Below are 24,908 nucleotides of genomic sequence, written 5' to 3'. Positions count from 1 at the left end.
CGTTTTATCTTTACCTGAATGAATAATTTCGATGCTATCATAATAGGCTCCGGGCATAATGGATTAACAACCGGATGCTATCTCTCAAAAAATGGATTTAAGGTATTAGTTCTTGAAAGGAGGGATACCATAGGCGGAGCAGTGTGTACCGAGCGTATGTTTCAATCAGAGGAAAATCCAAATGGATTTTTGATGGATGTAGGTTCTTCAGTTCACATTATGATCCATCAAACCGGGATTATAGAAGAGCTTGAACTCACAAACTATGGGCTTGAGTATATAGATATGGATCCTATCATGTCTTATCCGGTTCCGACCGGGAAAGGGGTTATTCACTTCTGGAAAGATGTTGAAAGAACCCTGGAATCCATCTCTAAAGTAGCACCGGAGGATGTTAAGAATTACAAGGAGTTCATTAATTTTTGGGGGAAGATTAACAAAGGGGTATTGAAGGCTTTTATGACTCCGCCTACTACAGGTGGGATTATGGCAGAAATGGCAAAGGCTCAGATAAAAGATGGGGCAATGTTCAAAAAAGGGGAACAAGCTGCCGGCCTTCAAAAAGTGCTTTCAAGCTATGGGAAAGTGGTTAATGATGCATTTGATAATCCATATATGAGAGCTGCTCTCCTTTGGTTTGCCGCACAATCGGGGCCACTTCCTGATCATTCAGCTACAGGAGATTTTGCTGGTTGGCAATCGATGCTACACGAGAGTGGAGCCAAGCATCCGAAAGGAGGGAGTGGTATGCTTACACAAGCCATGAAAAATCTTATTGAGGCACATGGGGGGGAGGTCAAAGCCAATAAACCAATCCTAAAAATACTAATAGAGAATGGTAAGGCAATCGGGGTTGAAACAGAAGAAGGAGAGGAATTCAGAGCTCCCATCATTGTTTCAAATGCGCATGTTCAAACCACAATGATAAACATGGTGGGACGGGAACATTTATCCGAATCGATGTTTAAGAAAGTGGAAAATATCCATGTAGGAAACGGTTTTGGTATGGTAATTCGATGTGCAGTAGAGGAACTTCCTCAATACACCGCTGCACCGGACGATCCTTATATACATAACGGAATTCAATTGATGGCACCTTCGGTGCAGTATATGAATAATGCTATTGGCGACTATATGAGAAAGGAACCTCCGAAAAAGCCAGCCGTTCTTGCAATGACATTTTCTAAGATCGATCCTGAAGTAGCAAAAGATGGTAAACACACTATGTTTGTTTGGGCACAATGGCATCCTTATGAGCTTGCTAATGGGCTTAGCTGGGACTCGATAAGAGAAGAAGAAGCGCAGAAAATTTATGATGTTGTTGTAGATTACGCTCCAAACATGAAAGGAAAACTCATCGACTGGTATATACAGTCCCCGTTAGATATAGAACGCAAACATGGTTTGTTGAAAGGGAATGTGATGCATGTAGAGATGAGCTTCGATCAAATGTTTATGTTTCGCCCCATCCCAGAGATGAGCCGATACGAAACTCCGATTGAAAACTTGTTTCTCTCTAGTGCTTCCTGTCATCCAGGTGGTGGCGTTTTTGGTGCGGCCGGATATAATGCAGCTCAGGTCATCCTGAAGAAACAGAAAAGAAAAAAGTGGTTTAATTGAATTCAAGGATAGTAATTCATTTATCTAAACTAGACTCAAATCTAGAAGCAATAAATCGTCGGCTTAAGCCGGGAGTAAAGAAGATGGCGGTGATTAAGGACAATGCTTATGGGCATGGTATGGTCGAAGTTGCAATGCATATTGCTCCTAAGGTCGAATGGTTTTGCGTTGCAAGGGCATCTGAAGGTAAATTGTTGAGAGACCAGGGAATTACGAATCCAATTTTAGTTTTTGAAGCTCCCACTGAAGAAACTGCACAGATGTATGTTGATTTCAACTTAACAGCGACATTATCTGATATAAGTGTTCTTGGTTTGCTTAAAAACGATACCAAGTTTCATATCAATATTGATACCGGAATGCATCGACTTGGAATACTACCTGATGATATTCAGCAACTTAAAATGGAATTGAAGAAGTATCCCGGAAAAAAATGTACAGGCATATATACACATTATTATAAGGCTGATGATCCTGGTAACCCTGAGGTAAGCCGCCAATTGGCTTTGTTCAGGTCAATACGATCCGAGTTTCCATCTGAGTGGATGACCCACACTGCGAACACCGGAGGAATTTTCCACTACAGGGATCTAGATCTACAGTTTGATGCAGTAAGACCCGGTGTTTGTTTATATGGTTATGGAGCAGGAGAGATAGATGTACCTGATTTAGAGCCCATTTTAGATTTCACTTCTTTTTTGATGCAGGTTAAGAAGATAAAAAAGGGAGATTCTGCAAGCTACGGGAGCAAGTGGCATTCTTCAGAAAATGGGTATATCGGTATAGTTCCGACTGGCTATAGCGATGGAATACCCAGAATACTTACCAATAAAATTGAGTTTGAAATTGAAGGAGAGCGTTTCTCTCAGGTAGGGATAATTAGTATGGATTACTCAATTGTTTTTCTGAGGGATCGAAAGTTCTCTTCTGGAACAACCGTGTATTTGCTGAGGCAAAAAGAGTTATCTGTAAAAGCATGGGCAAAACATGCATTAACTATTCCATACGAAATAACCACGGGGTTAAAGGAAAGGATTCCCCGAATATACGTTTGAGGAGCTATTCGTCTACAAGTTCAAGCTCTACATCAATAGTAATTGCTTCATCAATCGTGCTAACGTCTTCTGGGATGAATATCACTCTTCGTTCGCCTTCAAACATTCCTAAAACTCCCGGAGCTAAACCTTCTCCCACAAAACTAATTCTAGTTTGAGAACCTATATTTAGAATTGAAACTGCTGAGGTACTTCCATTTACATAAGAACTGGCAATAATTTCACCATCAAGGGTTCGGGTAGTGTAATAAATAAAAATATTGTCTCTGATTGTTACTTCAAAAGAGGTTGAGTCTCCGGTGCTTATTACATAGTAAATAACGCCTGAATCGGTAATTACTTTGGAAAGGGCATTGCTGGTATCTGCTAGAGCAGGAGCGTCAGAATAATCATTTTCGAAGCTGTTATTATTACCTCCGCAAGCAATAAGGATAAGTGAGAGGCCGGCTACAACAAAAAGTGATTGAAAGTTTTTGATAAACTGCATTAATGATTTTATGATTTAACGCTTTACAAACAGGTAAAACAGAATTTTATTTTAAAGATAAGGCATCAACCTATTAAAAACTTACTCAGTAGAAGCAGGCTGATTAAAGTCTTCTCCAAGCGCTTCTTTTAGCTCCCTATCTCTCATCTTATTAGCAAAATGGCTCACCCAAATGGCAAACTCATAAAGCACTGCTAGTGGCATTGCAATTAATACCTGGGATATAGGTTCAGGAGGGGTAAGGAATGCTGCCATGACCAGACAAACTATAAATGCATGTCTTCGGTACTTTCGCAAAAAAGCAGGGGTAAGAATTCCAATTTTGGAAAGAGCGTAACTTATTATTGGGATCTGAAAGATAAGCCCACAGGTTACTACCCACATTGCCAGGGAGCCAAAATACTCATTGATATCGAAATCATTCCTAACGATGCCTGAGTCAGAAATATTAAATGTACCGAAGAATTGAAGTGCAAACGGGACAAGGATTAAGTATCCGAACGCCACTCCAATTAAGAAGAAAATAGTGATGAAAAGAGCACTAATTATAGTTTTCCATTTCTCCTTTGATTCAAGGGCAGGCTCAATAAAAGCCCACATTTGGTAAAAGAACACGGGAGAACCAATTAAAAAGCCGGTCACGAATAGCATTCCCCAGTACGTGAAGAACTGCCCCGGTAATTTCCTGCTTTGTAATGTAAGATCGATAGCATCAACTCCAATGAATTTGTACATGAAGAAATCTGCTTTTGAAGGGCCAAGCAATACCTCATCAATTACGAAATCAGAAAAGATGAAGGCCACAACAACACCAACTATAACACCGATACAGCCCTTAATGATTCTCCATCTCAATTCTTCGAGATGTTCAAGAAAAGACATTTGATCAGTTCTATCAGGAGGAGGAACTACCTTTGGGGGGGGGTCTCCCATAATCTGTCGTTCGGTACTGCTCAAGCTAATTGTTTAGGCGGTTACGAAATCGTAAAGAGGGAATCGTTCACAGAGGGCTTCTACTTCGTTAGTAACATGTTTGTGAACATCTTCATCTCCGGGTTTCTGGATCACTTTGTCGATTAGTGCAGCAATGTACTCGAATTCAGATTCTCCCAGACCTCGAGTGGTCATAGCCGGCGCTCCAATACGAATACCAGAAGTTACAAATGGGCTTTCAGTATCGAAAGGAACCATATTCTTATTCACCGTAATTGCAGCTTTACCAAGGGCTTCTTCAGCAACTTTTCCGGTTACACCTTTATTTCGTAGATCGATTAGGATGAGATGATTATCAGTTCCGTTACTAACAATATCATATCCTAAATCAATGAACTTTGCTGCCAAGGCTTTAGCATTTTTTTGTACCTGAATTTGATAATCCTTAAATGATGGATCTAAAGCTTCACCGTACGCTACAGCTTTAGCTGCAACCACATGCATGAGCGGGCCACCTTGTGTGCCTGGGAAAACAGCAGAGTCTAATACTTCACTCCAGTTTTTGGTTCTACCCGATTTAGGAGCGACAACTCCAAGTGTGTTTTCTCCATCTTTACCAACCAGGATCATTCCACCTCTTGGGCCTCGAAGCGTTTTATGCGTTGTTGTAGTTACAACATGAGAATGAGGTAAGGGATCATTTAGCAGCTTGGTAGCAATTAAGCCTGCAGTATGTGCCATATCCATCCATAATAATGCGCCTACTTCATCAGCAATACTTCTAAACGCCTCATAATCATAATCTCTGGAATAAGCAGAGGCGCCAATAGAAATCATTTTTGGATTTACTGCTTTGGCCTTGTCTCTAATTTTGTCCATATCGAGACGGCCAGTTTCCTTTTCAACTCCGTAGAATTCAGGTTTGAAGTAAATACCTGAAAAGTTAACAGGCGAACCATGAGTTAGGTGACCTCCATGGGAGAGATCAAATCCTAGTAAGGTGTCACCCGGCTTAATCAGAGCAAGGTAAACAGCTGCATTAGCGGTAGCTCCCGAATGAGGTTGAACATTAACCCAATCAGCTCCAAACAACTGCTTTGCACGATCACGTGCAATATCTTCAATCATATCTGCGTATTCGCATCCGCCATAGTATCGTTTTCCAGGATAGCCTTCCGCATACTTATTGGTAAGGTTGCTTCCATTAGCCTGGAGCACAGCTCTTGAAACAAAATTTTCAGATGCAATGAGCTCAAGGTTATTGTTCTGTCGTACCGTTTCTTTTTCTATCAGTTCAAAAACGGTAGGATCTTGTTCCTGGATCGATTTCATTAATCAGCGTCCTTTTGTGTTAAAGATTTAATTTTTTCAATTCTTCGAGAATGCCTGCCTCCTTCAAATTCGGTGCTAAACCAGGCCTTTAGTATAGCTTCTAATTCGGCTTCATCTTCTTCCAATTCACGTCCCGGGAGGCACAGGATATTAGCATTGTTATGGAAGCGGGTCATCTCAGCAACTTTATGGTTATAAACTAATGCAGCTCTTATTTCAGGATATTTGTTTGCGGTCATACAAACTCCCTGGCCACTGCCGCATAAAATGATGCCTTGTGAATATTCCCCTGAATCAACTCGTTCCGATACTTGAACAGCAAAATCCGGATAATCGACAGATTCATCATTATGAGTACCGAAATCTACCGGGGTATGTCCAAGGTTTTCAAGGATTTTTTTTGTGATTTGCTTGGCTTTATACCCTGCGTGATCGCTCGAAATTGGGATGATCATTAATCAAAAGTTGAGGTGAATGATTGGTGGTCAAATATCACTAAATTTTAGCTTAGTTTAAAGATTCATTTATTCAACCTTCACTCATTAATTGTAAGTAATTATGTATGATCAAGAACTGGAAACTACAAAAAATGCAGCAAGAGAAGCATCAATTATTATAAAGAAATTTGCCAGTGAAAGATCCTTCAATATTGAGTTGAAAAGAAAGAATGACTTGGTCACTGATGCAGATCTTGCCTCTGAAAAGAAAATCATTGAAGTAATAAAATCGTCATTTCCTGGAGATGAATTTTTAGCCGAAGAGTCTAATACGCATTTAGAACTTCCAAATGGAAGAGTATGGATTATTGACCCGATCGACGGTACCACAAACTTCTCGCATGGATTTGCACCCTATTGTGTTTCAATTGCACTATGGGAAGATGGGGTGCCAAAAGTGGGATTGGTTTTGGAGATTGCTAATTCCGAATGTTTCTATGCAGTAGAAGGCAATGGAGCATATTTAAATGGAGAGAAGCTTTCTATCTCAAAAATTACTGATCCATCAAAAGCCTTGATTGGGACTGGTTTTCCATATAGTCAATTTGATCTTGTAGATCCATATCTGGAGGTTTTGAAAGATTTGATGCAGAAAACACACGGCATAAGAAGGGCAGGCTCGGCTTCCTATGATTTATGTTGCGTGGCTTCAGGCAGGTTTGAGGGATTTTATGAATATGGACTTAATCCATGGGACATCGCAGCGGGAATGTTGATTATTAAAGAAGCGGGGGGAGGAACGTGCGACTGGTTGGGCGAGCAGAACCAGCTATTTGGAAAAAGGATTATAGCAGGAAATAAATCAATTAGAACGTTTCTTGAAGGAGTACTAAGAGCCCATTTTGAAGAAGGGCAATTAGCAGGATAAAGGGCAGAAAAAAACATGTAACCTTTCAATGGAAGAAAAGTGTACTTGGTTGAACATTAACTCGGGGCCTGAGGATTAATTGGATTCGACGACGGATAAAGCTTTAATGATGAAGGTAAAGAATGGTGATCTGGATAAACTAGGTCTACTGTTTGAGCGATATAATCGCCCTTTATATAGCTTTTTTTATCGCAAGACTTTTGAGCCCCAGTTAAGCGAGGATCTTGTTCAATCGGTATTTGAGCGTATGCTTAAATATCGGACAACGTACTCCGGTTCGGGTGCCTTCACCACCTGGATGTTCAGCATAGCGCGAAATGCGCACATCGACCATTTCCGTAAGGAAAAAAGGCGGCAGGAAGATGAGATACTTGACGAAGAACGAATCGAAGGTGAAGCGCCCGACGGGTACCATGAATTGGACGAGAGAAACAGACGAAAACTGTTACTGGAAAAAGCACTTGAGCAATTGGATGATGAAAAAAAAGAAGTGGTGATTTTGAGCCGATATGAAGGATTGAGATACCACGAAATTGCTGAGATACAGGGAGTATCGGAAAGTGCCGTTAAAGTAAGAATGTTTAGGGCTATGAAAGAATTAAAACAGATTGTAACCACACTTAGTGAGGCATTTAGCAATGAATGAGAAGTACGAACAATTAATTGCCGATTATCTGTCCGGTAATCTTGATGACGCAGCCAAAGCTGAACTTCAGGAACTACTGACAAAAGGCACCATAGATTTTATTGATTTCCGGGCAATGGAACAGCTTCATGATGAATTGGAGATGGTTCAGGTTCCCGAACCTTCTTCAGAAATGAGTTCACGGTTCTATACCATGCTGGAAAATGAAAAGGGTGAAGGTTCTTCAGTAATGACATCTCTGAAAGAGAAATTTTCAAACTTTCTGAGTCAGTTAACTATGCCAAAACTTGCTTATGCATTCGTTCTATTGATTATGGGAGGCTTTGTTGGGAATCTAGTAGGAAATAATGACTCTCAGATCGAGCAACTTACTTCTGAAATGCAAACCATGCGTGAAATAATGATGGTAAGTATGCTTGAAGGACCATCAACGACGGATAGACTTAGGGCTGTAAACATAAGTACCCAATTACCTACGGTTGATGAGAAAGCGATAAGTGCGTTGCTATTTACCCTTAATAACGATGAAAGCATAAATGTTCGAGTTCAGACTATCGAAGCGTTAGGCAGATGGGGAGATAATGAACTTGTTAGAGAAGGCTTAGTCCGATCTATTGCTAACCAGGAATCTGATATCGTGATCATTGAGATGGCAGATGCGATGGTTGAACTAGGCGTGAAAAATTCTGCGAACGAATTTCAGCGCCTGATTGATGAGAAAGAACTGGCAGGTGCCACTAAAAGAAAAGTCGAAAATACCATTGCGGTACTACTATGACCTTAACAGGAGCTATATCTATGGAATCTCTACTAAACTTCATACTAAAATTATTACTTGTTTCACTTCTAGGACTATTAGTATCAATAGCTGATGTTGCTGCACAGGACAGGGTTGAAAATTTTGACCTCAACATTAAAAGCAGTGATTTTTCTGCCGCTGAAGAGGTTGTGATTAAAAATATAAATGGAGAAGTACTTGTTACCGGATATGATGGTGATGAAATCGTAATTGAAGGGCGGAAAGAACTTTGGAAGAAGCGCGGTGATATTTCCCAGGAAGAAGCGGATGAATATTATCTTGAAACCAGGATGTATGAGGGTAAATTTTATGTATATGTAGAAGCCCCAAATGCTCATGTCGAATTCAGAAGAGGAAAAATAGATTATCATTGGCATTGGGATGACAGAGACTGGGATGATATAAATGCACATTTTGATCTGGTTATCAAAGTTCCAAATAATTTGGACCTAAAAGCTTCCACAGTAAACAGTGGAGATGTTGTAGTAGAAGAAATGACGGGACGAGTTCGAGCCAGCAATGTAAATGGAAATGTTGTAATTAAAGATGCATTAGGGGCCGCGGATGCAAATACCGTAAATGGAGATATTGAAGTATGGTTCTCTGAAAGCCCAACCGAAGATTTAGATTTCCATACAGTAAATGGAAAAATTGAAGTGTATTCACCGGAAGATTTATCAGCAGTTATTACATTCGAAAGTCTTCATGGAGAACTCTATACAGATTTTGAGGATGTGAAAAGACTCCCAAACAGATTGAACAAGGAAAAAAAGGGAAGTGGGTATCGATACAAGATTAGCCAAAGTTCACCTATCCAGATTGGAGATGGTGAAATAGAAATGGCTTTTGAGATGGTAAACGGTGATGCCTACATCCGAGTAAGAAAATCATAATACAAAGAAGAAAACCATGAAAACATCAAGAACTATTATCTACCTGATTGGCTTTATTATGCTTAGCTCAGGTTCTGTATTAGGGCAGAATGATCTAAAAGTTCCATTAACCAATCCAGGTAAACCTGGAAAACTCAGTATCAATGCAGTTTATGCAGATGAAGTTGTAGTTAAGGCACACAGTGGAGATGAAATAATCGTCAAGTTTGATGGCGAAGATGATGATCGATACAACAATTATAGTCGTAACGGCCTCAAAAAAATATCCAATAGTGGTGTCGGTTTAGAAGTGACCGAAGACAATAATAATGTTCGCATCAAAACTGCTCCCAACAGTCATGATCTCGATTTAGAGATATGGGTTCCTAAGAATTTTTCACTCAATCTTCAGGTAACTCATGGTGATGTAATGGTAGAGGGAGTAGATGGTGAACATGAAGTGAGAGCAACCAATGGTGATATTGAGATGTATGATATTGGTGGTTCCGTTGTTGTAAATAGTGTGAATGGAGATATCGAAGTTACCATGTCTTCGGTTACTCCGAATACTCCAATGTCTTTTACAGGATTAAATGGAGATATCGAAGTTTCATTTCCTTCAAACACAAAATTTACAGGCAAAATGAAGACCGATTACGGAGATGTCTACACAAATTTTGATATCGAGTTAGACCGATCGTCAAGCGCATCAGAAATAAGTAGTGGAGATGGTAAATACACTGTTACCATAAATAAATGGATCACCGGTGAAGTAAATGGCGGTGGTCCGGAATTCCTCTTCAAAACACTCCACGGCGATATAGAAATAAGTAAAAATTAGTAAATCACAGAAACGCTAACTGTTTCTGCACGTAACACTTACGAGATAATTAACTTCGCTAATTTAGTGATTCGACTTGGCGGAAAAGTCGAACCACTGAAGCTAGCATAGCCAGCTCTATACCATGAAAAAAATCACTACCCTGCTATTACTGTGTTTATGTTTCGGAGGTACTACAGTAGCCCAAAACTCTGTTCCTAAAGGACAAAATGTAGCCAATTTGGCGAACCCATCTGATAAAACTGATTACCGAGTAGGATCAGAAGACGCACCAACAATGGATGCTGTTCGAATCACAAGTGGTCTTATAATTCTGGATGGACTACTTGATGAAAACGCCTGGAGAAATGCCCCAGTTGCAACAGGTTTTACCCAACGTTTCCCTGTTGACGGTGGAACTCCTTCTCAACAAACAGAGGCTCAAATCTTATATACTGACAAGTATATCTATGTTGGTGTAATGGCTTATGAAACAGCAATTGATTCTACGACAAGCCCGCTTTTTCGTAGGGATGGAAGTGAAACAAGTGACTGGGTTTATGTAAGTTTTGATAGCTACAATGATAAAAGAACAGCATTTACATTTGCTGTAAATCCAAGAGGGGTACAAAAAGACATTTTATATTTTGATGATAATGGAGAAGATGTTCTGTGGGATGCCGTTTGGGAAGCCGAGGCAGTTACTCATGCAAATGGTTGGTCGGTAGAAATGAAGATCCCACTATCTCAATTGCGGTTTAGTTCAAAAGATGTGAATCAGAGTTGGGGTGTAAACTTTCAACGACGTATAGCCAGACATAACGAGTTCAATTATTGGGCTCCTACATCTCAAACAGAGGCTGGAATGGTATCCCTTTTTGGAAGACTGAACGGTATTTCAGATTTGAAGGAACCTCGTAGACTTGAGATAGCTCCCTATGTATCCTCGAGGTTAACCAGAGAGCCAGAACAAGATCCTGATGATCCTTATTATGATGAAAATGCGTTTAATTTTGGATTAGGTGGAGACGTTAAATACGGTTTAACTTCTGATCTAACATTAACTGCTACTATTAATCCAGACTTTGGTCAGGTAGAGGCAGACCCCTCTACGATTAACCTTTCTCAGTTTGAAATTTTCTTCTCAGAAAGAAGGCCATTTTTTCTTGAAGGAAACGAGATTTTCAGATTTGGTCGTACCAGAACCTACAATACAGCAGGTAATCCAAATACTTTCTATTCAAGAAGAATTGGTAGGTCTCCTCAGGGTAATATTGATGATTTCAACATGTTTAATAATGAATCTGCCTTTATTTCAGATAGCCTACAATCTTTATATGAAGATGTACCCGATCAAACGAATATCGCAGCAGCAGCTAAGATAAGCGGTAAAACTAAATCCGGTTGGTCTATTGGCTTGCTTAATGCATATACGCTGGAGGAGACGGCGAATTTCACGGTTAATCAAGGTAACGTCCTTGGCCAAAGTACTGGCTCTTATGCTGTTGAACCTGCTACAAATTACCTAGTAGCTCGAGTTAAAAAAGATATTAATGAAGGGAATACAGTAGCAGGAGGATTTTTAAGTGCTGTAAACAGGAATATTGGAGGTACATATTTCGAAGACCTCCTTAGAGAGTCGGCCTATGTTACTGGGGCAGATTTTGAGCATAACTGGAATGACAGAGAATATGTTGTAAGTGGAACCATCTCTCGGAGCCAAATAAATGGTAATACTGAAACTATTAGGGTTGCTCAGTTGGCACCTCAACGCTACTATCAACGCGTGGATTCTGATGAGCTAAGTATTGATAGCTCTAAAACAAGTCTTGAAGGGTTCGCTACAGAATTAAGTTTAAGAAAGTCATCAGGGGATCATTTCACGGGCTCAGTTACTTATTCGGAGGTAAGCCCAGGATATGAAACCAATGACCTGGGATTTCAAAACCGGGCAGACTACAGAGCTTTGGCTTTTGCTTTCCAATACCAGGAAACTTCACCTAAAAAAGTACAGTACTGGGAGCTTTGGAGTTATCATCTCCACGGTTGGAATTATGATGGAGATAGAATCTGGCAAAACTATAATATCGGTGGTTTCACAAGATTCAAAAATCAATGGTATCTAAACGCCAACATTAATACCTCTTTTGGCAGAGTATCTGATCGCTTGACAAGAGGTGGACCAATCATGAATTACAATAGTGATTATAATTTCAACTTCAATATGGGAACCGACAGGGCTAAACAAGTATTTGTATACACCGGTCAATTCCACCGAAGAGATGTAGAGAATGAGTATGATGATTACTATTGGTTTGGTGTAACTTATCGTCCAACTACTTTTATACAAGTATCGGTTGAACCAGAGATAGGATTTGAGCTGGATGAAGACCAATACGTAGCTACTATTGCCAGAGAAGCAGGTGTGTTTGATGAGGATCAAACTTTTGGTAACAGATATATCTTTTCGGATGCCAGAAGTACACGAATATCTACGGAGATTCGGTTAAACTGGACTTTCAATCCTAAAATGAGTCTTCAAACATTTGTGCGTCCGTTTATTGCATCGTCTCGATTCTCCAATTTTGGCGAATTCAATGATCCCGGAGGCTTTGGATTTGACCGGTATGGAACCGATGAAGGAGATCTGACCGATAATGGTGATGGTTCTTATTCGGTAGATATCGACAGAAATGGAGATGATGACTTCACGTTTCATCGTTCTGATTTTACCTTCCGCTCAATTCAGGGTAATGCAGTTTTCCGATGGGAATACAAGCCAGGTTCGACTTTCTTCCTGGTATGGCAGCAACAACGCGACGGTTCCATTAGTGATGGAGAGTTCAATTTTAGTAGAGACTTCATTGACATTTTTGATCCGGAGCCTGTAAATGTATTTCTGGTCAAGTTTAGCTATTGGTTTGGTAGCTAAAGCAAAACGCTGATTAGAAAAAGGGATGCAAAAGCATCCCTTTTTTTTATTTGTAACATCCTCTGATTTATATTCTCTTAGGTTCGATAGGGCATTATTCCCTCTTGGTACGTTGGGGCTCTCAAAATATCAGTGATAATCAGCGATAGGTTTTTTATGAAAAGCACGTTATGTGTTTGGCTTTGTGCAATAGTATGGGTGCTACTTTTTGGTTCATCTTTTAGTTATGCTCAAAACGTTGCGTCTGATAAACCAAGTCTTAAGGCCGAAAGAGTTGTTTCAGATTCTGAAATTAGGATTGATGGCTTATTAGATGAGTTGATCTGGGCTGCTGCATCTACCGCAACTGATTTTGTGCAGAATTTTCCGAGTGATGGTGGTAAACCGAGTCAGAGAACTGAAGTCAAAGTACTTTATTCAAATCAATATCTATATGTAGGAGCATATAATTATGACTCTGCTCCGGATTCAATTGCTGCCACATTATTCAGAAGAGACGGCGATGAGTTAAGCGATTGGATATTTGTAAGTATAGATAGCTATGATGACAACTTAACTGCATTTACTTTTGGAGTTAATCCTGTTGGAGTTCAGAAAGACATCATGCAATTCAATGATATTGAAGAAGATGTATTATGGGATGCTGTTTGGGAAGCAGAAACCAGCATTAATTCTGATGGTTGGATTGCGGAGTTCCGAATTCCACTTTCTCAACTTCGTTTTACTTCATCAAAAAATGTTCAAAACTGGGGAATAAACTTCGAACGACAAATAGCACGACACGAAGAGTATAATTATTGGTCTCGTGTTCCGAGAGAAGAATATGGCGAAGTTTCCTGGTATGGTACTTTGGAAGGAGTTATGGATTTATCCCGCCCAATACGTCTTGAAGCTCTTCCTTACATATCAGCAGAATTAACCCGGGAGCCGGATTTAGATAATAGCGATCCTTTTTTTGAAGAAAATGACCTAGGGTACAAAATCGGTGGAGATTTTAAGTATGGAATTACTTCTGATTTTACACTAACAGGTACGATAAACCCGGATTTTGGTCAGGTAGAAGCTGATCCGGCAACAATTAACCTAACCAATTTTGAAATCTTTTTTGATGAACAGCGTCCTTTCTTCCTGGAAGGAGGGGATATCTTTTCGTATGGAAATACTGCTTCCCAAAATACATTCAGTACCCATTCTAATTTCTATAGTCGCAGAATTGGTAAAAGTCCTACCGGTGATGTTTTTCTAGCCGGAATTACAGCAGATTTTGAAGATCGACCGCAAGAGACAACAATTGCTGGTGCAGTAAAGGTAAGTGGTAAAACGGATAAAGGACTTTCCATTGGCTTTTTAGATGCATATACATTGGAAGAGAATGCCAGTTTTTTCTTTTCAGGAGATTCAACCAGAGGAAATTTCCAGGTTGAACCTGCTACTAATTTTATGGTGGCACGAATTGAGCAGGATTTAAAAGGAGGTGATCTCCAAATAGGTGGTTTTGCAAGTGCTGTGAACCGATCTTTAGGCGGGTCATACCTCCAAGACTATTTACATAAATCAGCTTATCAAGTTGGTCTGGATGGACAGTATTTTTGGGCTAACCGAAGTTGGGGAGCAAGTGGAGTATTAGCTGCGAGTCAGGTGAATGGGACACAAAATGCCTTGCTATTCACTCAAACTACTTCTGCAAGATATTATAATAGAACAGACTCTAAGAAATTGTCCGTTGATCCTTCAAAAACAAGTTTGGATGGGTACTATGGGGAATTTAGCGTAGGTAAATATGGGGGAGCTGGCCTTTTATATTCCTTCACTTATTCAGAAATGAGTCCTGGCTACGAAGTGAATGATATTGGTTTCCTAGAAAGAGCCGATTATCGAGCTCCACACTTTTATGCAGAATATTTGAACCTTGATTCTGAGCTATTCCGCTTCTATTTGCTTTGGGGATTCGGAGGTTATGCATGGAATTTTGACGGTGATATGATCATGAACTTTTATTCTTCCGGGGCATATTTCCAGCTAAATAACTTGTGGAGTATAATAGGAACAGCAGGCTTTACTGGTAAATTCTATAACGATAGAATTACAAGGGGTGGCCCCGTAATGAGGCGTCCAAAGGACTGGAATACAAGCTTGGAGCTTAGATCAGATCAAACAGAAAATTTCTATGCAACAATTGGGAATAGGTATAGAAAAGATGCTTCAGGAGAATACACTACAACACTTTATGCTTCTCTTAACTACAGACCCACAAGTTTTATTCAAATACAATTTTCACCAACATATATAAAAGAAAAAAACACAGATCAATATCATGATTTTGGGAATTATGATGCTGATATAGCTGATGAATACCTATTCTCTGATTCATTTCTGGATATATTTTATACAGAAATCAGAGTAGACTGGACTTTTACTTCAAAATTAAGTCTTCAAACTTATCTGAGACCTCTTTTATATACTGCGGATTTTCAGAATTTCAAATATTTCGAAGAACGTAAGACCTACGATTTTATACCGATAAGCACTATTACAACACCTGATGTTGTTGACTCTTTTAATGAAGACTTAGACTTCAACTACAAAGCACTTCAGGGGAATGCGGTACTAAGGTGGGAATATCGACCGGGTTCAACTTTCTTTTTTGTGTGGCAGCAGGAGAGAGAGGGAGTGCTTAATAATGACATGTTTGACCTATTCGGAGGAACACGTGATATTTTTGACAATGAACCTACCAATGTGTTCCTTCTAAAATTTAGTTATTGGTTTGGTTCGTAATTTGGCACACGAATTGCGATACTAATACGTCGGTTCATTATCTTCCGGCAAAAGACAACTTAAAGACCTATTTATCATGTATACACAACAACTTACAGCTGAACAAGTCAGGAGCATTCAGGTTACTTTTATGAATAAAGTATACGCCTGGATGTGTTTGGCACTCGCTTTAACTGGATTTATTGCACTTAGAACCGTCTCATCAGATGCATTGATGAGCTTCATCATTAATACTCCTTTCGTACTTATTGGACTGATTATTGTAGAATTAGGCATTGTATTCGGGATGGTAGCCATTATTAATAAGATATCTTCAAATATGGCTATTGGATTATTCTTGTTGTATTCCGCCTTGAATGGGCTCACGCTATCTGTCATACTTTTGGCCTATACTCAGGCTTCTGTTGCTTCTACATTCTTTATTACGGCAGGTACATTTGGTGTGATGAGCATCTATGGATTCTTTACAAAATCAGATCTTTCTTCTTGGGGTAATATCCTAGTTATGGGGCTAATCGGAGTTATCATTGCAAGTGTGGTCAATTTCTTCTTACAAAGTACAGGGCTCTATTGGATCATTACTTACATCGGAGTGTTAGTATTTGTAGGTCTAACTGCCTACGACACTCAGAAACTTAAACGAATGAGTCTTGAAGTGGACATAGAAAGTGAAGCTGGAAGGAAAGGGGCCATTATGGGCGCACTTACTCTTTATCTCGACTTTATTAACCTGTTCATCTTACTCCTCAGAATATTTGGGGATAGAAGATAAGATCTGATATTACAGAAGTTTAAAGCAGCACAAGTGTGCTGCTTTTTTTATATCAATTCGATTTTTTGAGTCAATAACTCTTCCGAGTTACCTCCTATCATGATTTCGAATTCACCAGGCTCAGCAGCAAGTGTACGATCCGGACCATAAAAAGCTAGTGTTTCCCAGGTGATTTCAAATACTACCCGGTTTGATTTTCCGGGTTCGAGTTCAATTTTAGTAAAACCTTTAAGCTCTTTGATAGGTCGAATAGTGGAAGAATAAAGGTCATTGATATAGAACTGAACTGTTTCGGTTCCTTTCATATTACCAATATTCTTCACTTCCACAGAAACAAAAATACGTTCATCCATCTTCATTGTCTGAGAACTAAGTTCCAAATTCGAATACTCAAAAGTGGTATAGCTCAAACCATGCCCAAAAGAATACTGAGGTGTTTTTTCGGAGTCGATATAGTGTGACCAAAACACATATAAAGGATCGATGTCGTCATTTATTGGTCGCCCCGTATTATTTCTGTTATAATAAATAGGTACTTGCCCAACATTTCTTGGAATCGAGATCGCGAGTTTACCTGAAGGGTTGAAGTCTCCAAATAATACATCGGCTATTGCATTTCCTGATTCCGAACCTAGTTGCCAACATTCAAGGATTGTTGACATGTTCTCATATAACCAGGGTTCAGCAATCGGTCGGCCGTTAATCAGAACTACAATCACATTCTTGTTCACTTTGTTGATCTCTTTCAATAAATCAAGCTGTGAACCTTTTAAACCGATTTCAGTTTGGCTTCTACCTTCACCAGATTGAAAACATTCTTCTCCAAGGGCCAAGATTACCATATCAGAAGCAGCAGCAAGTTCAATGGCATCATCAAAGCCAGACCTGTCATCAGCATTAGATAAATCGAGGGTTTGAGTGAATTCAGGAATCCCAGTTGAAAGGGTATACCCCTTAGAAAAACGGACTTCTACATCATCAGAAACTTTATTTTGAATTCCTTCTAGTAAGGATACAGCGCTAAATGGAATCGCTTGAGCTCTCCAGGTACCTATTGGAGTATCCTTATCATCAGCAAGTGATCCTATTACTGCAATCGATTTAGCTTCTTTCGAAAGAGGGAGTTGATTCTTTTCATTCTTAAGTAGAACAATAGATTTTAAAGCAGCTTCTTTTGACGCGTCCCGGTGCTCTTTACAGAATACTTTAGTTTTTTCCAGGTGCTCATCGCAATACTTATATGGATCATCAAACAAACCTAGTTTGAACTTTAAAGTGAGTATTCTTCGCACAGCTTCATCAACAAAGGACTCATCTACTTCGCCCGATTCAACAATTTCTTTAAGGAAAAACTCAAAGCCCTGAGATTCCATGTCCATATCAGCACCAGCCAGGATCGCTCTTTTAGAGGCTTCCCGCAGATCTTTTGCGTACTGATGTTTTTTCATTTCCCCAATGGTATTCCAATCGGTAATGATGAAACCTTCAAAACCCCAGTCTTCCTTCAAAATTCTTCGCTGTAGATGGGTATTACCTGTCACAGGAATCCCATCAATATCATTAAAAGAATTCATTACGGTAGCTACTCCGGCCTCTACTGAAGCTTTAAAAGGAGGTAATACGTGGTTATAAAGAGTATTGGTGTTTAATTCAGTGGTATTATAATCTCTGCCACCAACTATAAATCCGTACCCAGCAAAATGTTTGGCGGTAGCAGCTATCGTATCCTTTCTTGAAAGATCATTTCCCTGAAATCCTTTTACTCGGGCAACTGCAATTTTTGTCCCTAGGTGTGTATCCTCACCGCCTCCTTCTATGACTCTTCCCCAGCGGGCATCCCTGCCTATATCCATCATGGGAGCAAAAGTCCAGTGCACTCCTGAGGCTGCAGATTCTGTAGCAGCGATTCGGGCAGATTTTTCAATCAATTCTAGATCCCAACTACAAGATTCTGCCAGTGGAATAGGGAACATCGTTTTGTACCCATGGATCACATCATACCCAAAAATCAAAGGGATACCTAATCTGGAGTGTTCTATAGCCAGTCTTTGAGCTTTTCGTGTAGCATCAACACCAACAACATTGAGCATTGAACCTACTTTACCCTCGGTAATTTTTTGGTAGCGCTCCTGTTCGTCTACTCCCTCTGGCATAGGACCAGTAATGTCCCAGGTACTTGAATATTGGTTCATTTGGCCAATTTTCTCTTCTAAGGTCATCTTAGATAGGAGATCATTAACAGCCGAAGCAATATCTATGTGTTCTTCAGTTTTTTCAGGATTAGCTTTTACTGCCATTCAAAAAGATTCAAATCATCGTTCAACAGGTAAAGTTAATCAAATTGAATTAATAGAATCTCAGATAAAAAATCTCACAGAGTAGGTATGCTTCTCGACTTAATGAGTATTCGTTCCTTTTTTGTAGCTATGATGAGGTTACTGAACCAGTTAGAATCGTGATAAATTAACCCTTCTCGAATAGCTTCTCTGTATACCTCACGAAATAATTGATGCTGAAAAACTTTTACCTTCCATACTACAATCATTCTTGACCAGTAAATTTGACTGAGCATAATTCCAGCAAAATTGATAGAAAGAATGAATTTATAATCGTGAAAATGAAGTGCGAGGATAATGGATAGGATACACATCCCAATAAATATCAAGTAGGGTATAAGGAGCAAATGAACCCTTGCTTTGACAAGCAGTTTATAGGCATCGTCATTATTAAATAGAAATTTTTTATCGTCCATGAACTGAAAAGCTAACGTATCAATTCAAAGAACAATCAAGAAGGAAAATGTTACATCAGGAAATGAAAATGATACTAATCGTAATTCTAGTTTCCGATTTTCCTGGTTATGTATTCCATTTCATCCCTAATTAAATCAGGATTAGTCCATGGGACAAAGTGATTCATTTCTGGGATAATGACCATGTTGGGATTATTGTGTGGGAGCATATTCTCAATGAAATATGCATTACCCTCGGGGACTAAATTGTCTTTACCCCCCTGAATTACTGAGACAGGCTGAGTAATATTTTTCCAACATGGAATCATTTCTTCAAGCTCTTTTTTTAAGGCTAAGATCTCTTCATTAGTTGAGTATAAAAATCCAGGAAGTATCCATGACAAAACTTTATAGTGTACCGGAATTTGATACCACTTGGTTTTTTCGAGTTCTGGATCAACCGATCCTGCCACACTGATTAATCCATCAACCAACTCTGGGGCATCAATAGCCATGCGCATAATTACTGGTCCTCCATAGGAATGACCAATAAGTGTGGCTGTCGTTTGTTCCTCGATCAACACAGCAAGGATATCTTCGGATTGTTTTTTAAGAGATCGCTCAGGTTTGCCATAATCGCTTTTTCCAAATCCAGGTCGGTCTACTGCTATAAGGTGGTATTTCTCCAATAGTTTTTCATCCGATAAGAATCCCAGAAAATTATCCCATGTTCCTGGAGATCCATGTACAAAAAGAAAAGATGGTTTACTTGTATCCCCGATAGTGATGTAGTGTAAATTTCTACCACGATTATCAAGCTCCTTAAATTCTGGTTGATAGTTTAACCCGGAAAAAGCAGAATCAATTTGTTCTTGGGAAACTGTAAAATCCATGGTATTAAGGAATATGACAATTCCAGTTACTGCCAGAATAGCTACTCCAATTAGAACTCGTTTTAAAATCTTCAAAAGTTTTTATGAGATTCTACTATTAAGAAGTCAAAAAAGCATCATTAAATCGTTAAATAAATTCAATTACAATACTTTTCGGAGTGTATTTAATGGTACTTTAGCGCGTGAATTTTTTTAGATCAGAAAAAAAGTATCAAAAAACCTGGAGAGGGATTTCGGTCGAAATAACTCGGAAAAGGATTAAAAATCTATACGTCCGGGTAAATAGAAGAACAGGACTGGTTCGTGTTTCTGCTCCTATTCACATCTCTGAAAAAGCGATCGAAGGTTTTCTTGATTCTAAATTCTCATGGATTAAAAGACATCAGTTACACTCGGTTAATAATGTTTCTGCTAACCCTTTTTTAACTTACGAAAATGGGGAAGTACATTATTTTTTTGGGAAGCAATTTCAACTAAAACAAATTGATAGAACTCCCGGATCGAGAAAGAGAGTATATATATCAGGAAATGAGCTTGTGATCGAAATTTCTGAGGCCTCCTCGATCGAGCAAAGGAAAAGAATACTCGAGGCCTGGTATAGAAGTGAGTTGAAAGAGAGGATACCTCAACTGGTTCAACACTATGAATCAAAAATGAACGTAAAGGTGAATGAGTATCGAGTAAGGAAGATGAGAACCAGATGGGGCTCTTGTAATATTAGAGATAAAAGAATCTGGTTAAGCCTTGAGCTAGCAAAAAAGAGAGTTGAATGCCTTGAAATGGTTATTGTACACGAAATGACCCATTTATTAGAGCGACTCCATAACAAAAGATTTTATAAACTTATGGACATTTACATGCCAGAGTGGAAAGAATTTGAAGTCGAATTAAATACTCTCATAGACTAGGCAAAATTTTAATTCAATCCATTGAACTCAAGTCAATTATCGGTATCATAAAATTTTCATGGAAGAGAATAAATCAACAAAACCGGGTTTTTGGGATAGAGTAGGAATAGGCATTTCAGGAGTATGTGCTATTCATTGTTTGCTCGTTCCTTTTATCATTTCTTTGATTCCTTTGTGGCCCGCTTTTGAGGAGTTGCATGGATATACACATCTCTTTTTTTTCCTGGCAATAGCTCCAGTAGTTATACTTTCATTGCGAAATAGACATGAATCGTTATCAATTACATTTTATCTGATCTCAGGGGTGTTGATAATTTTTTTGGCCTGGCTCTTTAATGAAACATTAGGAGAACTAGGAGAAGCAGGAGTGACTCTCATAGGGAGCATTTTACTAATAAGGGGACATTGGTTGAATTATCGTCTCAAAAAAGGAAGTTCGGTTCAGTAAGTAATCAGTCCATTAAGGATTTGATCAGTATTTGGGATAGGCTCACCAAGTTCCTTTAAAGTTAACGATGCCACATGGAGTGCACAACCCCAGCTTATCGTTACACCTGCTCCTCCGTGACCATAATTATGAACAATTAATCGATCTTGACTGGTTTTTACTTCCAGTCTCATTTCTTCATTTCTATTACCCATAAATCGATAGCCAACACGAAGCTCTCTATTGGAATAATTATTCAGGTCTATTCCAAAACTATTCCTTATTAACTCCTGGTTGATTGAGATGATTTGTTGAGGAAAGGTTTTGTTATCTAGTTCGGCTAAAGGAGAAGAAGTCTCTTCACCAACCCATTTTCCCTTCTCGTCAATAGACCCTTTTTGTCGGCTTCCCCCTAAAATCCACCCGTCTTTTCTTGGGTAAACATATACATCTTGCAGGGTTCCATTATTGGTACTGTAATATTCGATACCCGGAGAAAAATTATATGATATGGTATTTCCTTTTTGATCTTTTAGAAGGGGTGCGTCTTTAATAAAGAGCAAATGACCTCTATATATCACAGGTTCAAATGAATCTTCAAAGAGCCAAAGACTCCCAAATTCAGAACAGTTTATAATAATCTCCGAATCAAGATCTGATATGGTTTCCTTGGTAATCTCCTTCTCAACAAATGTACCTCCTTGTTTTAGAAATAAACGATATAATTCAGGAAAGTAAATTGGCCAATCTGCAAAGAAGCACCGATACTCCCAGCCTGTTTTCAACTCATATTGAGACTTTATCGGAATGATATCACCTGGATTTAGCACCTTATTCTCCGGCATTATGTGAACATAATCAGGTATATCGGTTTCATCACCGAAAATCTCAAAATGGCGATGTGTAGTTAGTCCAGGGAAGTTAAGTCCATGCAAGTACTTAAATGAAAAAAGGCTATCCCGGAAAATACTCTTCACTTTCGGGTGTACAATTGAATGTGGAATTACAGAAGCAGAGGGGAAAGCACTTACTTCTGTTGGGTCTTTTTTTGAATCAGGAATCTTATAGTACACTGTAACATCGAACCCCAAACTCTGTAACAGGAGCGCGCAACTTAACCCTGAAACACCACGGCCTATTATCGAGATTTTTTTATTTCGTTGGTACACGAGGAGTAAGGGAATGAGCTATTTTCATATATAAATCGACTTAGATATACGCATTTATATGAGAATAAATTAACATATATGAATTCTTATTAACAGAGTCTCTAAAATTAAATTTCTATCTTCATCAAACTTAAATAGGATATTGATATTGAGACATCTCTCTATTCTCTCACTTCTACTTATAGTAATATTATCACAATGTGATAGTATTGAGGTTGCCGATTTTACAGATTACCCTACCAGCATCGAACCCTACCTCATAGCAGATCTTGTAACACTAAATACAAGATATCAACAAGAAAATGAGGGGCACATTTGTTCTACGCTAAATGAATTTGGGTTTAGTGGTTTTAGTAGAGTTTTATTTATTGATGACGTAAATCCATGCCTGGATCGCACACAAGTACGTGTCGAGTTGACAAGAGCTGATACACTTATCCCATTGGCTAAAAAGTCACTGCTCATGAATTCGGAATATACCCTTGTAACTGATACTACGGCATTGATTCTAGATGAGGTAATTCCGCTTTATGGTTGTACAATTTGTGAAGGACCTGATATAAATAGTGTACCCATTGAATATAAAATATCGTTTAAGCCTCAGATATTTGAAGGGGTAAAAGTTAACGACTCCAGGATTACTGTATTTGTCGATTCAATAGGGGTGAATAGAATTTGGGGGAATTGGTTTCCTGAATTTGTAAACCCTGATTTCATAAATATTGGCTATGAAGAGGCTCAAGATATGCTTCTTGGTTGGGATATTGATATGGAACCCTTTACTGGGGGCGACACAGTTTTTACTGTGCAAGAGGAGCACGTGCAAACACTTCCGGAATTCGAATTCTATCCATATAACAATGAAGGAGTGCTTGAGCTAAGAAAAACCTGGAAAGTTTTTATTCAGTTTAATGACGATACTTTTGAGGGATGGTATGCGAATATAGATGTAATAGATGGTCTGTTTTTAGCGATTGAACCCGTTAATGCAGAATCTGAATTTTAAACGGTTGGGAATAGTTCATTTTTAATGTAAAAAGAGAAGATGGTAACATTTTTACCTTTCATTTCTCCTTTGCCCTGAAAAGGACAAGCCCGATAATTAGTAAAAAAATAAGCAGGAAATTGTCTGAATTATTAGGAAAAAAAAAGCGAATATTAATTGTTGAAGATGATATGATCATCTCGCTTGTGATAGAAAATATGGTAAAAGAGCTCGGCCATGAAGTAGTTGGAAAAGCTATTTCAGGTGAAGAAGCAATTAACTTGGCAACAGAGAATAAACCGGACATCATTTTGATGGATATTCGACTAAAAGGTGATATGGATGGGATTGAAGCAGTAATTGCGATCAAAGAAAAAATTACTACTTCGGTCATTTATCTTACTGGTAATTCCGATCGTGTAAATTATGATCGTGCTAAGGCTACAGAATTTGCAGATTTAATTACCAAACCGTTTACGCTTGCAGATCTTACAAAATCACTTGCCCTGATTTAGAAAAAAAATTCCATTTGTGCATCTTTGGACTTATAATTGCGTAGTCATCTCGCAAATTATGGGCGCATTATGAGTACAAAATTCAGGAATTTAAAGAACGATCTTCAAGACCTGGAGAATGATTCCTCAGAATCAGGTATAGGAATCTCTCCAAAAACAGGAGGCGGGGGATCTAAAACGGCGAATTATATCCTTGTAATTGCTTTTGTTGTTACTCTTTTATTCTACGCTGGTAGCAGAGTGACTAATTTTTTTACCGATATAGGTAATCCCATCTCTGAGGCTATTGAATCATTTAATGAATACGACCCTGAATTATTAGCAGGAATGGGGGAAATGATGGAAGACATGGGATACGGAGTGCTCTCTGACGCGGAACTTTCTGCATTAAGAGATGAAGGGGTAACTGCTACCGAAACTAAAAGATTTCACGATTTAGGCTATACTGATCTCACCCTTGAAGAAGTGGTGGAACTTAGGAACGCTGGAGTTTCTGCTTCTGAAACTCAGGAATTCTTCGATGTAGGATATAATAATCTAACCGTTGACCAACTTATCGATTTAGAAAATGCAAACGTTAGCGCAACCTATGCTTCTATGATGAAAGAATTGGGATATTCTTTTACTGTAGATGACTTAACTACAACAAGACGAAACGGAGTTACCGCTAACTTTACAAGTAGGATGATGGATTTAGGGTATACCTTTGAGGAATTGACCAAGGAAAATTTGATCCGAATGAGAAACTTAGATGTCACGGATAATCTTGCTGCACAACTCATTGCAGAACGAGGGGAACGGCCAACAGTGGACGAACTTATACGGTATAAAATCAGTAACCAATAAGTAGCTGCATCATTTTTTATTTC

General features: G+C 38.9%; 23 protein-coding genes. 15 read left to right on the top strand and 8 right to left on the bottom strand.

The genetic code is table 11. The features are described 5' to 3' along the window. Positions 1-18 precede the first annotated feature (18 nt). Both ED557_02990 and alr read left to right on the top strand, forming a co-directional pair. Positions 19-1,620 (top strand): NAD(P)/FAD-dependent oxidoreductase, encoded by a 1,602-nt coding sequence (locus tag ED557_02990; GenBank protein RNC85756.1) that lies wholly within the window; start codon positions 19-21, stop codon positions 1,618-1,620. Continuing rightward, positions 1,617-2,675, top strand: a complete 1,059-nt coding sequence (alr, locus tag ED557_02985; protein ID RNC85755.1) for an alanine racemase — start codon at positions 1,617-1,619, stop codon at positions 2,673-2,675. Before ED557_02990 ends, alr begins: the two co-directional genes overlap by 4 nt. 4 nt (positions 2,676-2,679) lie before the next feature. Here the strand turns inward: alr and ED557_02980 are convergent, their stop codons facing one another. The 4 genes from ED557_02980 to rpiB all read right to left on the bottom strand — a co-directional run bounded on the left by ED557_02980 (position 2,680) and on the right by rpiB (position 5,882). Continuing rightward, a complete protein-coding gene (locus ED557_02980; protein RNC85754.1) occupies positions 2,680-3,162 on the bottom strand; it encodes a hypothetical protein in 483 nt (160 codons plus the stop codon). Between the two features lie 81 nt (positions 3,163-3,243). Continuing rightward, the gene (gene tatC / locus ED557_02975; GenBank protein RNC85753.1) at positions 3,244-4,095 is read right to left on the bottom strand and encodes a twin-arginine translocase subunit TatC; all 852 of its coding nucleotides are present in this window, start codon (positions 4,093-4,095) and stop codon (positions 3,244-3,246) included. 33 nt (positions 4,096-4,128) lie between these two features. Further along, positions 4,129-5,427, bottom strand: coding sequence for a serine hydroxymethyltransferase (locus ED557_02970; protein RNC85752.1), 1,299 nt, complete (start codon positions 5,425-5,427; stop codon positions 4,129-4,131). After that, positions 5,427-5,882 carry a ribose 5-phosphate isomerase B gene (rpiB, locus tag ED557_02965; protein ID RNC85751.1) on the bottom strand — a complete coding sequence of 152 codons (456 nt, stop codon included), beginning with the start codon at positions 5,880-5,882 and terminating at the stop codon, positions 5,427-5,429. Before rpiB ends, ED557_02970 begins: the two co-directional genes overlap by 1 nt. A 100-nt stretch (positions 5,883-5,982) precedes the next feature. Between rpiB and ED557_02960 the strand changes: the two genes are divergently transcribed. The 8 genes from ED557_02960 to ED557_02925 all read left to right on the top strand — a co-directional run bounded on the left by ED557_02960 (position 5,983) and on the right by ED557_02925 (position 16,411). Then, the gene (locus tag ED557_02960; GenBank protein RNC85750.1) at positions 5,983-6,792 is read left to right on the top strand and encodes an inositol monophosphatase; all 810 of its coding nucleotides are present in this window, start codon (positions 5,983-5,985) and stop codon (positions 6,790-6,792) included. A 79-nt stretch (positions 6,793-6,871) separates the two neighbouring features. Then, complete coding sequence (locus tag ED557_02955; protein ID RNC85749.1) at positions 6,872-7,438, top strand: RNA polymerase sigma factor; 567 nt, start codon at positions 6,872-6,874, stop codon at positions 7,436-7,438. Then, a complete protein-coding gene (locus tag ED557_02950; GenBank protein ID RNC85748.1) occupies positions 7,431-8,216 on the top strand; it encodes a HEAT repeat domain-containing protein in 786 nt (261 codons plus the stop codon). The genes ED557_02955 and ED557_02950 overlap by 8 nt, the downstream gene beginning before the upstream one ends. Further along, positions 8,213-9,130: a hypothetical protein gene (locus ED557_02945; protein RNC85747.1), complete on the top strand. Its 918-nt coding sequence runs from the start codon at positions 8,213-8,215 to the stop codon at positions 9,128-9,130. Before ED557_02950 ends, ED557_02945 begins: the two co-directional genes overlap by 4 nt. Before the next feature lie 16 nt (positions 9,131-9,146). Continuing rightward, entirely contained in the window at positions 9,147-9,950 is an 804-nt protein-coding gene (locus ED557_02940) for a hypothetical protein (GenBank protein RNC85746.1), read from the top strand. 124 nt (positions 9,951-10,074) lie between these two features. Next, positions 10,075-12,861, top strand: a complete 2,787-nt coding sequence (locus ED557_02935) for a hypothetical protein (protein RNC85745.1) — start codon at positions 10,075-10,077, stop codon at positions 12,859-12,861. Between the two features lie 198 nt (positions 12,862-13,059). Beyond that, entirely contained in the window at positions 13,060-15,639 is a 2,580-nt protein-coding gene (locus tag ED557_02930) for a hypothetical protein (GenBank protein RNC85744.1), read from the top strand. Positions 15,640-15,715: 76 nt separating this feature from the next. Further along, the gene (locus ED557_02925) at positions 15,716-16,411 is read left to right on the top strand and encodes a Bax inhibitor-1/YccA family protein (protein RNC85743.1); all 696 of its coding nucleotides are present in this window, start codon (positions 15,716-15,718) and stop codon (positions 16,409-16,411) included. 47 nt (positions 16,412-16,458) lie between these two features. Here the strand turns inward: ED557_02925 and bglX are convergent, their stop codons facing one another. From bglX to ED557_02910, 3 genes are all read right to left on the bottom strand, one after another. After that, positions 16,459-18,708 (bottom strand): beta-glucosidase BglX, encoded by a 2,250-nt coding sequence (bglX, locus tag ED557_02920; protein ID RNC85742.1) that lies wholly within the window; start codon positions 18,706-18,708, stop codon positions 16,459-16,461. A gap of 74 nt (positions 18,709-18,782) precedes the next feature. After that, positions 18,783-19,163, bottom strand: coding sequence for a hypothetical protein (locus ED557_02915; GenBank protein ID RNC85741.1), 381 nt, complete (start codon positions 19,161-19,163; stop codon positions 18,783-18,785). Between the two features lie 86 nt (positions 19,164-19,249). Next, positions 19,250-20,110, bottom strand: coding sequence for an alpha/beta hydrolase (locus tag ED557_02910; GenBank protein ID RNC85740.1), 861 nt, complete (start codon positions 20,108-20,110; stop codon positions 19,250-19,252). Between the two features lie 107 nt (positions 20,111-20,217). On the opposite strand from ED557_02910, the gene ED557_02905 reads away from it, so the two are divergent. Both ED557_02905 and ED557_02900 read left to right on the top strand, forming a co-directional pair. Then, the gene (locus tag ED557_02905) at positions 20,218-20,943 is read left to right on the top strand and encodes a M48 family peptidase (GenBank protein RNC85739.1); all 726 of its coding nucleotides are present in this window, start codon (positions 20,218-20,220) and stop codon (positions 20,941-20,943) included. A gap of 58 nt (positions 20,944-21,001) precedes the next feature. Further along, complete coding sequence (locus ED557_02900) at positions 21,002-21,391, top strand: MerC domain-containing protein (GenBank protein RNC85738.1); 390 nt, start codon at positions 21,002-21,004, stop codon at positions 21,389-21,391. Here ED557_02900 and ED557_02895 read toward each other — a convergent pair. Further along, the gene (locus ED557_02895; protein ID RNC85737.1) at positions 21,385-22,554 is read right to left on the bottom strand and encodes an FAD-binding oxidoreductase; all 1,170 of its coding nucleotides are present in this window, start codon (positions 22,552-22,554) and stop codon (positions 21,385-21,387) included. The two genes, ED557_02900 and ED557_02895, sit on opposite strands and share 7 nt — an antisense overlap. Before the next feature lie 133 nt (positions 22,555-22,687). On the opposite strand from ED557_02895, the gene ED557_02890 reads away from it, so the two are divergent. The 3 genes from ED557_02890 (at position 22,688) to ED557_02880 (ending at position 24,885) form a co-directional block, all read left to right on the top strand. Continuing rightward, positions 22,688-23,545, top strand: a complete 858-nt coding sequence (locus tag ED557_02890) for a hypothetical protein (protein ID RNC85736.1) — start codon at positions 22,688-22,690, stop codon at positions 23,543-23,545. A gap of 170 nt (positions 23,546-23,715) precedes the next feature. Next, positions 23,716-24,039: a response regulator gene (locus tag ED557_02885; GenBank protein ID RNC86151.1), complete on the top strand. Its 324-nt coding sequence runs from the start codon at positions 23,716-23,718 to the stop codon at positions 24,037-24,039. 69 nt (positions 24,040-24,108) lie between these two features. Further along, positions 24,109-24,885 (top strand): hypothetical protein, encoded by a 777-nt coding sequence (locus ED557_02880; protein ID RNC85735.1) that lies wholly within the window; start codon positions 24,109-24,111, stop codon positions 24,883-24,885. The last annotated feature ends 23 nt before the right edge of the window (positions 24,886-24,908 follow it).

The organism is Balneola sp., assembly GCA_003712055.1.
GTDB lineage: Bacteria > Bacteroidota > Rhodothermia > Balneolales > Balneolaceae > RHLJ01.
Note: the sequence above shows the minus strand (reverse complement) of the source record. Positions and strands in the feature narration are given on the sequence as shown.

Coding starts and splice junctions, on each gene's coding strand:
- ED557_02940 (RNC85746.1), top strand. CDS start 9,147: ATGAAAACATCAAGAACTATTATCTACCTGATTGGCTTTATTATGCTT.
- ED557_02950 (RNC85748.1), top strand. CDS start 7,431: ATGAATGAGAAGTACGAACAATTAATTGCCGATTATCTGTCCGGTAAT.
- ED557_02915 (RNC85741.1), bottom strand. CDS start 19,163: ATGGACGATAAAAAATTTCTATTTAATAATGACGATGCCTATAAACTG.
- ED557_02980 (RNC85754.1), bottom strand. CDS start 3,162: ATGCAGTTTATCAAAAACTTTCAATCACTTTTTGTTGTAGCCGGCCTC.
- ED557_02925 (RNC85743.1), top strand. CDS start 15,716: ATGTATACACAACAACTTACAGCTGAACAAGTCAGGAGCATTCAGGTT.
- ED557_02945 (RNC85747.1), top strand. CDS start 8,213: ATGACCTTAACAGGAGCTATATCTATGGAATCTCTACTAAACTTCATA.
- ED557_02935 (RNC85745.1), top strand. CDS start 10,075: ATGAAAAAAATCACTACCCTGCTATTACTGTGTTTATGTTTCGGAGGT.
- ED557_02885 (RNC86151.1), top strand. CDS start 23,716: ATGATCATCTCGCTTGTGATAGAAAATATGGTAAAAGAGCTCGGCCAT.
- rpiB (RNC85751.1), bottom strand. CDS start 5,882: ATGATCATCCCAATTTCGAGCGATCACGCAGGGTATAAAGCCAAGCAA.
- ED557_02990 (RNC85756.1), top strand. CDS start 19: ATGAATAATTTCGATGCTATCATAATAGGCTCCGGGCATAATGGATTA.
- bglX (RNC85742.1), bottom strand. CDS start 18,708: ATGGCAGTAAAAGCTAATCCTGAAAAAACTGAAGAACACATAGATATT.
- ED557_02970 (RNC85752.1), bottom strand. CDS start 5,427: ATGAAATCGATCCAGGAACAAGATCCTACCGTTTTTGAACTGATAGAA.
- ED557_02880 (RNC85735.1), top strand. CDS start 24,109: ATGAGTACAAAATTCAGGAATTTAAAGAACGATCTTCAAGACCTGGAG.
- ED557_02900 (RNC85738.1), top strand. CDS start 21,002: ATGGAAGAGAATAAATCAACAAAACCGGGTTTTTGGGATAGAGTAGGA.
- tatC (RNC85753.1), bottom strand. CDS start 4,095: ATGGGAGACCCCCCCCCAAAGGTAGTTCCTCCTCCTGATAGAACTGAT.